This window comes from Streptomyces sp. NPDC059832, from assembly GCF_042731715.1.
GTDB lineage: Bacteria > Actinomycetota > Actinomycetes > Streptomycetales > Streptomycetaceae > Streptomyces.
Genome location: NZ_JBHWIY010000011.1, coordinates 93,168 through 104,612, shown reverse-complemented (window position 1 = coordinate 104,612; position 11,445 = coordinate 93,168). Strand labels below are relative to the sequence as shown.

The window sequence follows — 11,445 nt, the reverse complement described above, 5'->3', positions numbered from 1 at the left end:
CCCGCGCCGTCCATGGCGTGAACCACACGCGCCGTCCGTGAACCGGCCCGGGTCCGTCGCCCGATAGAGAGGTGTGAAGCTGTTGCGCCCCTCGGGGGAGGACCCGAACGACGACGACGCCCTGCTGCGTGCCGTCGCGCAGGGGGACACGGAAGCCCTGGCGACGCTCTACGACCGGCACGCCGGCTGGCTGCTGGCCCGGCTGGGCAGGCGGTGCGCGGATGCCGAGACCGTACGGGAGGTTCTCCAGGACACCTTCGTGACGGTCTGGCGCTCCGCCGGTTCGCACCGCGGTGCCCGGGTCGGCGGCTGGCTGTGGGTGATCGCCTCGCGCCGGCTGGTGGACGCCCAGCGGGTCCATGCCCGTACCGATCTCGCCAACCGGGCCGGACGGACCGGGAGCAACGAGTGGGCCGCCACCGCGCCGTCCGCCGAGGAGCGGGTGCTCGCCGGGCTGGAGTACGGGGATGTGGGCGCCGCGCTCGACCGGATCTCGCCCGAACTGCGGGAGGTCCTGCGCGCCACGGTCATCGACGGGCTGACGACCCGCGAGACGGCCCGGCTCCTGGGCATACCCGAGGGCACGGTCAAGACCCGGGCGATGCGGGCCAGACGCGAGCTGCGTGCCGCACTGGAGCTGTCGGCCGCGGAGGCCGGACCGCTGGGAGGAACGGCATGACCACGACGGGAGGCGACGGCATGCCCCGCTGGCACGTGAGCGAGGAGCTGGCCGGGCGGTACGCCGCCGGTTCGGTGGCGGAGACGGACGCGTGGTCCGTGGAGAAGCACCTGGAGGCGTGCGGGGGATGTGCGGCCCGGATCTCGGCGGCGGTACGGACGCGGCCGGAGGCGGGGGCGGCGCTGGACGCGGTGCGCGCGGGGGTACTGGCCGCGGCGGCGGCGGAGGGGGTGCCGGCGAGGGTCCTTCGTCTGGATCAGGCCGGATCAGGCACCGGGGCACGCGAGTCCGGCGTGATCCGGACGAAAGACCCGAGGGGGCCCGCCCGCAGCGTCCGGCACCGCTCCCCGGGAGCCGCCCCCCGGTCGCCCCGCAGCGTCCGGCACCGCTTCCCCGGGGCCGCGACCCGCGCCGGGCGGCTGTTGTGGGCCGCCGGGCCCGCGCTGCGCGGGCCGTGGCTGCTGGCGCTGGTGCTGGTGGCCGTCGGGGCTCTCGCGCTGGCGTACGGGGCCGGGGCCGGGGACACCATCCGCCCGCTGCTCCTCGTCGTCGCGCCGGTGCTGCCGCTGGCCGGGGTCGCCCTCTCCTACGGCCGGCACGCGGACCCGATGCACGAGATCACCGCCACCACCCCGTCCGGCGGGCTGCCGCTGCTGCTGACCAGGACCGCCGCGGTGCTCGCCGTGAGCATCCCGGCGCTCACGCTCGCCGGGGCGGCGCTGCCCCCGTCCGCCGGGTGGCCCGGCGCGGCGGCATGGCTGCTGCCCGGACTCGCGATGACGCTGGCGGCGCTCGCCCTCGGTTCGTACGTCGGCTGCCGTACCGGTGCCACGTCCATCGCCGCGGCCTGGGCGGCCGCCGTCGTCCTTCCCGCCTTCGCCGCGTCGCCCCCGGCGACCGCCGAGGCGGCGGCCGAGGCCGCGCGGTACTTCGCGGGGCCCGCCGCACAGGCCGGCTGGGCGGCGGGCGCGCTGGTGTGCGCCGCGCTGCTCGCCGTACGCCGTAGATCCTTCGACCATCTGGAGAAGTTGTGAGCGTGAACACATGAGCGGTATCGAGGCCGTGAACACGGTCGAGGTCAGGGCGCTGACCGTCCGGCACCGCAGGACGACCGCGCTGGACGCCGTCGATCTGGACTTCGCGCCCGGCGTGCACGGGCTGCTCGGACCGAACGGGGCGGGCAAGACCTCGTTGATCCGGGTGCTCGCCACCGTCGCCGCGCCCTCCGGCGGCCGGGTGGAGCTGCTCGGCAGCGAGGTGGGCTCCGAGTCGGACCACCGCAGCCGGGCGGCGGTCCGGCGCAGGCTCGGCTATCTGCCGCAGGAGTTCGGCTACTACCCGGGCTTCACGGTCCGCGAGTTCGTCTCCTATGTGGCCTGGCTCAAGGAGATGGATGCGGCGACGGTCCCGGCGGCCGTGGAACGCGCGGTGGACCGGGTGGGTCTGGCGGACCGGATCGACTCACGGGTGAAGACCCTGTCGGGCGGCATGGTGCGGCGCGTCGGCATCGCCCAGGCGATCGTCAACGATCCGGACCTGCTGCTGCTCGACGAGCCCACCGCCGGTCTGGACCCGGAGCAACGGGTCGATTTCCGGGCGCTGATACGGGAGCTGGGCCGCACCACCACCGTGATCGTCTCGACCCATCTGGTCGAGGACGTCGCCGCGGCCTGCACCGATGTCACGCTGATCGAGGCGGGCCGGATCGCGTACCGGGGTACGACACGGGAGCTGACGGAGCTCGGCGGCACCGCGGACGGCGGAGCGGAGCGGCCGGACGGCAACCCGATCGAGCGCGGCTACACCGCCGCGCTGCGGGCGCACCGGGCGGCGGTGGCGAGCCGATGACAGCCTCCGCCACGTCCGTGAGGACCGCGGCCGGGAAGCCCCCGTCCGGGCGGGCCCCGGCCCGCACCGCCCTGCGCACCGCCCTGCGCACCGAACTCCGGCGCGGGATCGCCCCCTGGACCGGTCTCGCCGTCGCGCTCACCCTCCTCGTACCGCTGTGGAGCAAGGCGGCCCAGTGGCAGGGGAGCTGGGGCGAGACCCAGACCCAGCTGCACGCGGCGGCGACGCTGCTCGGCGGCCCGCTCGTCGCCGCGGCCACCTGCTGGCAGGGCGGCCGGGAGCACCGCCGACGCACCGCCGAACTGCTGCTCTCGGTCCCCCGCAGCCGGCTCGCGCAGGTGACGACGGCCGCGACACCGATCGTGCTGTGGGCGGCGGCCGGGTACCTGCTCGCGCTGGGCGTGGTGTTCGCGGCCACGGCTCCGTACACCGGGGCGGGCGGTCCGGCCCTCTCGGTCGTCGTCGCGGATCTCGGTTCCCTGCTGTCCATCGGCTTCGTCGGCTTCGTGGTCGGGCGGCTGGTGCGGTGGCGGCTGACCGCCCCGGTGCTCGCGGCCGTTCTCTACGTGCTCCTGGGGGCCCCGAGCTATGTGGAGTCGGACGCCCGGTTCCTGAACCCCGCCCAGCAGTACGCGTTCGAAGGGTCCGTCCCGGTGTGGTGGTTCGCGCCGGCCCTGCTGGCCTGGACCGGCGGCATCGCCGCCACCGCGCTGCTCGCGTACGCGGCCCGGCGGCGCCTGCTGGCCGTCGTACCGCTCGTGCTGGCGGTCGCGGCGGGGGCGGTGATCGCGCCGGCGGGCGAGAATCTGTTCCGGGACGATCCGGCCGTGGCGCGCAGGGTCTGCTCGGCACCCGCAGCCGGTACGCCGCAGATCTGTGTGAAGGCGTCCGACGCCCCGGTGCTGCCCAGCGCCTCCGCGGCCCTGGCCGGCATGTTCTCGCGGTTGGAGGGGGTCCCGGGCGCACCGGTCGGATACGTGGACCCGGAGTCCGGTCCGAAGGCCGGCGAAGCCGCGCTCGCCCACGTCATGCGCGGCTGGGGCATCACGCGGAACAAGCTGACCGCCCCTCAGGCGTACGCCTCGGAAACCGCCCTGACCCTGGTGGACCGCGACTGTCCGGACGGCTTGAGAACGAGCGACCGCAAGGTGGCCGAGCGAGTGCATCTCACGGACGACGCGGTACGCACCTGGCTGGCCGGCGACGACTCCCCGTGGGACCCGGACGCCCGCCCCCTCGTCACCCGCCTCACGACCATGCCGGACGCCGACCGCAGGGCCTGGCTCGGCCGCTTCCTGGCCACCCTGAAGAGCTGCGAGCCCGCGGAGGTGCCGGCCCTGTGAGCGCTCAGTCGTCGGCCCACACCGCTCTCCCTCTCCTCTACCTCCGCTCCCGCGCCCTCCCCCTCACCACCGCCACCCTGGCCTGCGTCGCCCTCGTCGCCGCCTGGGCCTCCCACTGGCTGCAGAGCCAGCCGTACTTCGACCACACCGCCCGTGTCCCGGTCGTCGTGCTGGCCCCGCTGCTCGCCTCCTCGGCGATCGGCACCAGCCTGCACTCGCACTCCGACGAGCTGGACCGGACCGCCGTGGGCCGCTGGTGGCCGCGCCGGCTGCTGCATCTGCTGACGCTGACCGTGCTGACGGCCGGAGTGCTCGCGGCGGCGGTCCCGGGGCACCCGGAGGAGTTCGGCGTACCGGCCATGGTGCGCAACGTGCTCGGCGCGACCGGGGTGGCCGCCGCCTCCGTCGCCCTGCTCGGCGCCCGGCTGAGCTGGCTGCCGATGACGGTCTACGGCGGCGCCGTCTACCTGGCGGCGCCCCGCACCCCGGGCGGCGCGGCGGCGGTGTGGGCCTGGCCGATGCAGCCGGGACCGCAGGTCGCTGCGTGGGCGGTGGCCGGGGCGGCGTACGTGGCCGGGGCGGTGTTCCTCACGGTGCGTGGCCCGCGCCCGGAGCGCGGGTAGCCCCGGCGGCGGGTGCCCCCTCGGACGGATCCGGCAATCCGCTGGCCTCCGGCCGCGCCGACCGGACAGGATGGCGGGGACCCGTGTCCGCCATCCACCGGAGACCCGCACCATGCCCCATATCCACCACTCCGACGCTCCCGCCCCCGTCACGCTCGACCGCCGCGAAGGCCCGCACGGCGAGGTCGTTCTGCGGGAGCGGGGCGACGACTTCGAGATCATCGCCAACGGGTGTTTCCTGATGGACACCTCGGACGGACGCTCCGAGCGCCTGCTGATCGACGCGGCGCTGGCCGCCCTGCCCACCGGCCGGCCGGCCCCGTCGGTGCTCATCGGGGGTCTCGGCGTCGGCTTCTCGCTCGTCCGGGCCGCCGCCGAGCCGCGGTGGGGCCGGATCGTCGTCGCCGAGCGGGAGCAGGCGATCGTGGACTGGCACCTGGAGGGGCCGCTGGCCGCGATCTCGGGTGCGGCGCTCGCCGATCCGCGGACCGGGATCCTGACGACGGATCTCGTCGAGTACCTGAGAACGACTACGGACCGTTACGACGCTCTGTGTCTGGACATCGACAACGGGCCGGACTGGACCGTCACCGAGGACAACACGAGCCTCTACTCCCCCGCCGGTCTCGCGGACTGCCGGGAGCGGCTGACACCGGGCGGCGTTCTCGCAGTGTGGTCCGCACAGCCGTCCGCCGATTTCGAACAGGCCCTGCGGAATGCCGGATTCGATGGGGTAAGAACCGAAGAGGTCAATGTTGCCCGAGGTGTGCCCGACGTGGTGCATCTCGCACTTCGGACAGACTGAGATCCCCCACCGGGTATCGCCGACCCCCGGAGGCCCGGGGCCAAGCGTCACAAGACAGACACTCCGCCACTTCCTCGCACCCGAGGCGTTACACCCTGCGTAGCCGAGAGCAGTCCGCTGCCTTTACGCTGCTGACCGGTAACGGGATCACCCACGAAATCCACAAGCGAAGACCGTGCGTCCGGGGGAATGGCCCCCGTGAGAACGGGGCAGGGGCGGGGCGATGGAACAGACACACACCACCCACAACGGCGTCGCGGCCACCCCTGGCGCGCAGCGCCGGGTGCTGGTGGTCGAGGACGACCCCACGATCGTCGATGCCATTTCCGCCCGGCTGCGGGCCGAGGGCTTTCTGGTGCAGACCGCACTCGACGGCCCGGCGGCAGTGGACGCGGCCGAGGCGTGGCAACCCGATCTGATGGTGCTCGACATCATGCTTCCCGGCTTCGACGGCCTGGAGGTCTGCCGCCGCGTGCAGGCCCAGCGGCCGGTGCCGGTGCTGATGCTGACCGCCCGGGACGACGAGACGGACATGCTGGTCGGTCTCGGGGTCGGCGCCGACGACTACATGACCAAGCCGTTCTCGATGCGCGAGCTGGCGGCCCGGGTCCATGTCCTGCTGCGCCGGGTCGAGCGCGCGGCGCTGGCCGCGGTGACGCCGCGCAGCGGGATCCTGCGCCTCGGCGAGCTGGAGATCGATCACGCGCAGCGCCGGGTCAGGGTGCGCGCCGACGACGTCCACCTCACGCCGACCGAGTTCGACCTGCTGGTCTGTCTGGCCAATACGCCGCGTGCGGTGCTCTCCCGGGAGCAGTTGCTGGCCGAGGTCTGGGACTGGGCGGACGCCTCCGGCACCCGTACGGTCGACAGCCACATCAAGGCGCTGCGCCGGAAGATCGGCGCGGAACGGATCCGTACCGTGCACGGTGTGGGCTATGCCCTGGAGACCCCGGCTCCATGACCCGGCCCGGTTCCGGACTGCGTCCTTTCTCGATCAAGGCCAAGATGAGCACGCTCGTCGTGGTCTCGGTCTTCATCACCACCGGCCTGCTGATGGTGGCCGTGCGCACCAGGACCGAGCTGCGGTTCATCACGGTGTTCTCGGTGATCGCGACCCTGCTGATCACCCAGTTCGTGGCGCACGGTCTGACCGCGCCGCTGGACGAGATGACCACCGTGGCCCGGTCCATCTCGCACGGCGACTACACCAGACGGGTGAGCGGCGCCGACCGGCGCGACGAGCTCGGCGACCTGGCCCAGACGATCAACCGCATGGCGGACGATCTGGAGGCCGTGGACCGGCATCGCAAGGAGCTGGTGGCGAATGTCTCGCACGAGCTGCGCACACCCATCGCGGCGCTGAGAGCCGTGCTGGAGAACGTCGTGGACGGGGTGTCCTCGGCCGATCCCGAGACGATGCGTACCGCGCTGAAGCAGACCGAGCGGCTCGGCAGGCTGGTGGAGACGCTGCTGGACCTGTCCCGCCTGGACAACGGGGTGGTCACGCTCAAGGCCCGCCGTTTCGAGGTGTGGCCGTATCTGTCGGGCGTGCTGAAGGAGGCGAACCTCGCCGCCTCGCACCGCCGGCTGTCGTCCGGTTCCGGGAACCACATGCGCAAGGACGTGCATCTGCATCTGGACGTGTCGCCGCCGGAGCTGACCGCGCACGCGGACGCGGAACGCCTGCACCAGGTGGTGGCCAATCTGATCGACAACGCCGTCAAGCACAGCCCGCCGCACGGCCGGGTCACCGTGCTGGCCCGGCGCGGGCCCGGACCGGAGTCCCTGACGCTGGAGGTCCTGGACGAGGGGCCGGGCATTCCGGAGTCCGAGCGGTACCGGGTCTTCGAGCGCTTCAACCGCGGCGAGGTGCCCTCCCCGCACGGGCCGGGCAGCGACGGCGGTACGGGCCTGGGCCTGGCAATCGCCCGCTGGGCGGTGGATCTGCACGGCGGACGCATCGGTGTGGCCGAATCCGTTCGCGGCTGCCGCATCCAGGTCACTCTTCCGGGGGTCCCTCAACCGCGAGGTTGACATAGGGTTCGAACCGGAAGAGCACGTTCTACGTGTTCCTTTCAAGGGGGTACGGCCCAGGGGGCCGTAGCCGCGATGCCGCGTACCCAAAGTGAAGCGGAACCGTGCATGTTTCCCGCCAATTCCTGCACCGAAACCCGCCTTCCAATGTGACTTGCGCGACGAAGACCGGCCCGGCCTGCGTGGAACGGCTGGGGAGGCGTAGCCTTGATTTCCGCTGTCCATCACCTTGTGAAGCGGAAGAGGGCGGTTGCCGCCGTGTCGTCTCAGTCCCCCAGTAACTCGAGCATCTCGACCGACCAAGCCAGCCCGGGTTCGAACCCGGCTGCTGCTTTCGGGCCCAATGAGTGGCTCGTCGACGAGATCTACCAGCAGTACCTCCAGGATCCCAATTCGGTCGATCGCGCCTGGTGGGACTTCTTCGCCGACTACAAGCCGGGTACCTCCGGCACGGCGGACAAGCCCGTTCCCGGCGCCCCGGCCACAGGGGCTGCGGTGACCCCGGCCCAGGCCGCGCCCGCACAGGCCACCCCGGCGCAGGCCCCGGCTCCGGCCGCACCCGCCCCGGCTCCCGCGGCTCCGGCGCCCGCACAGGCCGCCCCCGCCGCCGCTGCTCCGGCAGCCCCGGCCGCTCCGGCAAAGGCCGCTCCGGCTCCGGCCGCGCAGGCCGCCGCGCCCGCCCCGGCCAAGGCCGCGGCAGCGCCGGCCACCGAGGCCGCGGCCGGCCCGGAGTACGTGACGCTGCGTGGCCCGTCGGCCGCCGTCGCGAAGAACATGAACGCCTCGCTGGAGCTGCCGACGGCCACGTCCGTCCGCGCCGTCCCGGTGAAGCTGCTCTTCGACAACCGCATCGTCATCAACAACCACCTCAAGCGCGCCCGGGGCGGGAAGATCTCCTTCACGCACCTCATCGGGTACGCGATGGTGCAGGCCCTCAAGGCCATGCCGGCGATGAACCACTCCTTCGCGCTGAAGGACGGCAAGCCGACCCTGGTCAAGCCGGAGCACGTCAACCTCGGTCTCGCCATCGACCTGGTGAAGCCGAACGGCGACCGCCAACTGGTCGTCGCGGCCATCAAGAAGGCCGAGACGCTCAACTTCTTCGAGTTCTGGCAGGCCTACGAGGACATCGTCCGCCGCGCCCGCAACGGCAAGCTCGGCATGGACGACTTCACCGGGGTCACCGCCTCGCTGACCAACCCCGGCGGCATCGGCACCGTCCACTCGGTGCCCCGCCTGATGCCCGGACAGGGCCTCATCATGGGCGTCGGCGCGATGGACTACCCGGCCGAGTTCCAGGGCACCTCGCAGGACACCCTGAACAAGCTGGGCATCTCCAAGGTCATGACGCTGACCTCGACGTACGACCACCGGGTCATCCAGGGCGCCGCCTCCGGCGAGTTCCTGCGGATCGTCGCCCAGCTCCTGCTCGGCGAGAACGAGTTCTACGACGAGATCTTCAAGTCGCTGCGCATCCCGTACGAGCCGGTCCGCTGGCTCACGGACATCGACGCCTCGCACGACAACGACGTGACCAAGGCCGCGCGGGTCTTCGAGCTGATCCACTCCTACCGGGTCCGCGGCCACGTCATGGCCGACACCGACCCGCTGGAGTACCGCCAGCGCAAGCACCCCGACCTGGACATCACCGAGCACGGCCTCACCCTGTGGGACCTGGAGCGGGACTTCGCGGTCGGCGGTTTCGCCGGCAAGTCGATGATGAAGCTCCGCGACATCCTCGGTGTGCTGCGCGAGTCGTACTGCCGCACGACCGGCATCGAGTTCATGCACATCCAGGACCCGAAGCAGCGCAAGTGGCTCCAGGACCGGGTGGAGCGCCCGCGCGCCCAGCAGCCCGAGCGCGAGGAGCAGCTGCGCATCCTGCGTCGGCTGAACGCCGCCGAGGCGTTCGAGACGTTCCTGCAGACCAAGTACGTCGGCCAGAAGCGGTTCTCGCTGGAGGGCGGCGAGTCCGTCATCCCGCTGCTCGACGCGGTCATCGACTCCGCCGCCGAGGCCCGCCTCGACGAGGTCGTCATCGGCATGGCCCACCGCGGCCGGCTGAACGTGCTGGCGAACATCGTCGGCAAGTCGTACGCGCAGATCTTCCGCGAGTTCGAGGGCAACCTCGACCCCCGGTCGATGCACGGCTCCGGCGACGTCAAGTACCACCTGGGCGCCGAGGGCACCTTCACCGGTCTGGACGGCGAGCAGATCAAGGTCTCGCTGGCCGCCAACCCCTCGCACCTGGAGGCGGTCGACCCGGTCCTGGAGGGCATCGCCCGCGCCAAGCAGGACATCATCAACAAGGGCGGCACGGACTTCACGGTCCTGCCCGTCGCGCTCCACGGCGACGCGGCCTTCGCGGGCCAGGGCGTCGTCGCCGAGACGCTCAACATGTCGCAGCTGCGCGGCTACCGCACCGGCGGCACCGTGCACGTGGTGATCAACAACCAGGTCGGCTTCACCGCCGCCCCGGAGTCCTCGCGCTCCTCGATGTACGCCACCGACGTGGCGCGCATGATCGAGGCGCCGATCATCCACGTCAACGGCGACGACCCCGAGGCCGTCGTCCGCGTCGCGCGGCTCGCCTTCGAGTTCCGGCAGGCGTTCAACAAGGACGTCGTGATCGACCTCATCTGCTACCGCCGCCGCGGTCACAACGAGGGCGACAACCCGGAGTTCACCAACCCGCAGATGTACACCCTGATCGACAAGAAGCGCTCGGTGCGCAAGCTCTACACCGAGTCCCTCATCGGTCGCGGCGACATCACGCTGGAAGAGGCGGAGCAGGCGCTCCAGGACTTCCAGGGCCAGCTGGAGAAGGTCTTCGCGGAGGTCCGCGAGGCCACCTCGCTGCCGGCCCCGGCGCACACCCCCGAGGTCCAGCCCGAGTTCCCGGTCGCCGTGACCACCGCGATCTCCCCGGAGGTCGTCAAGGTCATCGCCGAGTCCCAGGTCAACATCCCCGACCGGATCACCGTCCACCCCCGCCTGATGCCGCAGATGCAGCGCCGCGCGGCCTCGGTGGAGAACGGCACGATCGACTGGGGCATGGGCGAGACCCTGGCCATCGGTTCGCTGCTGATGGAGGGCACCCCGGTCCGGCTCGCCGGCCAGGACACCCGCCGCGGCACCTTCGGACAGCGGCACGCGGTCCTCGTCGACCAGGTGACCGGCGAGGACCACACCCCGCTGCTCTACCTCTCCGACGAGCAGGCCCGTTACAACGTCTACGACTCGCTGCTCAGCGAGTACGCGGCGATGGGCTTCGAGTACGGCTACTCGCTGGCCCGTCCGGAGTCGCTGGTCGTCTGGGAGGCCCAGTTCGGTGACTTCGTCAACGGCGCGCAGACCGTCGTCGACGAGTTCATCTCCTCGGCCGAGCAGAAGTGGGGCCAGACCTCCGGCGTCACGCTGCTGCTGCCGCACGGCTACGAGGGCCAGGGCCCGGACCACTCGTCCGCCCGCCCGGAGCGCTTCCTCACGCTGTGCGCGCAGAACAACATGACGGTCGCCATGCCGACCCTGCCGTCGAACTACTTCCACCTCCTGCGGTGGCAGGTGCACAACCCGCACCACAAGCCGCTGATCGTCTTCACCCCGAAGTCGATGCTCCGCCTCAAGGCGGCCGCGTCGAAGGTGGAGGAGTTCACCACCGGCGGCTTCCGCCCGGTGATCGGCGACGACTCGGTGAACCCGGCCGACGTCCGCAAGGTCGTCTTCTGCGCCGGCAAGGTCTACTACGACCTGGAGGCCGAGCGCACGAAGCGCGGCGTCACGGACACCGCGATCATCCGTCTGGAGCGCCTGTACCCGCTGCCGGGTGCCGAGCTCCAGGCCGAGATCGCCAAGTACCCGAACGCCGAGAAGTACCTCTGGACCCAGGAGGAGCCGGCCAACCAGGGCGCCTGGCCGTTCATCGCCCTGAACCTGATCGACCACCTGGACCTGGCTGTCGGCGCCGACGTCCCGCACGGTGAGCGCCTGCGCCGCATCTCGCGTCCGCACAGCTCGTCCCCGGCGGTCGGCTCGGCCAAGCGCCACCAGGCCGAGCAGGCACAGCTGGTCGCCGAGGTCTTCGAGGCCTGACCGGTCGCTGTACACAACCCG

The 11,445-nt window shown here is 72.0% G+C and carries 9 protein-coding genes; all 9 read left to right on the top strand.

Going from position 1 to position 11,445, the window contains the following annotated elements:
• Nucleotides 1-73 precede the first annotated feature (73 nt).
• The gene (locus ACFV8T_RS21085) at nucleotides 74-679 is read left to right on the top strand and encodes an RNA polymerase sigma factor (protein WP_385329474.1); all 606 of its coding nucleotides are present in this window, start codon (nucleotides 74-76) and stop codon (nucleotides 677-679) included.
• Complete coding sequence (locus ACFV8T_RS21080; RefSeq protein WP_385329471.1) at nucleotides 676-1,713, top strand: zf-HC2 domain-containing protein; 1,038 nt, start codon at nucleotides 676-678, stop codon at nucleotides 1,711-1,713. The genes ACFV8T_RS21085 and ACFV8T_RS21080 overlap by 4 nt, the downstream gene beginning before the upstream one ends.
• 10 nt (nucleotides 1,714-1,723) lie before the next feature.
• Nucleotides 1,724-2,527 carry an ABC transporter ATP-binding protein gene (locus ACFV8T_RS21075; protein WP_385329469.1) on the top strand — a complete coding sequence of 268 codons (804 nt, stop codon included), beginning with the start codon at nucleotides 1,724-1,726 and terminating at the stop codon, nucleotides 2,525-2,527.
• Nucleotides 2,524-3,870 (top strand): hypothetical protein, encoded by a 1,347-nt coding sequence (locus ACFV8T_RS21070; RefSeq protein WP_385329466.1) that lies wholly within the window; start codon nucleotides 2,524-2,526, stop codon nucleotides 3,868-3,870. The genes ACFV8T_RS21075 and ACFV8T_RS21070 overlap by 4 nt, the downstream gene beginning before the upstream one ends.
• A complete protein-coding gene (locus ACFV8T_RS21065; protein WP_385329463.1) occupies nucleotides 3,867-4,493 on the top strand; it encodes a hypothetical protein in 627 nt (208 codons plus the stop codon). The genes ACFV8T_RS21070 and ACFV8T_RS21065 overlap by 4 nt, the downstream gene beginning before the upstream one ends.
• A 112-nt stretch (nucleotides 4,494-4,605) precedes the next feature.
• A complete protein-coding gene (locus ACFV8T_RS21060; protein WP_385329461.1) occupies nucleotides 4,606-5,298 on the top strand; it encodes a spermidine synthase in 693 nt (230 codons plus the stop codon).
• A gap of 223 nt (nucleotides 5,299-5,521) precedes the next feature.
• Nucleotides 5,522-6,259, top strand: coding sequence for a response regulator transcription factor (locus tag ACFV8T_RS21055; protein WP_056794186.1), 738 nt, complete (start codon nucleotides 5,522-5,524; stop codon nucleotides 6,257-6,259).
• Entirely contained in the window at nucleotides 6,256-7,332 is a 1,077-nt protein-coding gene (locus tag ACFV8T_RS21050) for an ATP-binding protein (RefSeq protein ID WP_385329458.1), read from the top strand. The genes ACFV8T_RS21055 and ACFV8T_RS21050 overlap by 4 nt, the downstream gene beginning before the upstream one ends.
• A 258-nt stretch (nucleotides 7,333-7,590) precedes the next feature.
• Nucleotides 7,591-11,424 carry a multifunctional oxoglutarate decarboxylase/oxoglutarate dehydrogenase thiamine pyrophosphate-binding subunit/dihydrolipoyllysine-residue succinyltransferase subunit gene (locus tag ACFV8T_RS21045; RefSeq protein WP_385329455.1) on the top strand — a complete coding sequence of 1,278 codons (3,834 nt, stop codon included), beginning with the start codon at nucleotides 7,591-7,593 and terminating at the stop codon, nucleotides 11,422-11,424.
• Nucleotides 11,425-11,445 lie beyond the last annotated feature (21 nt).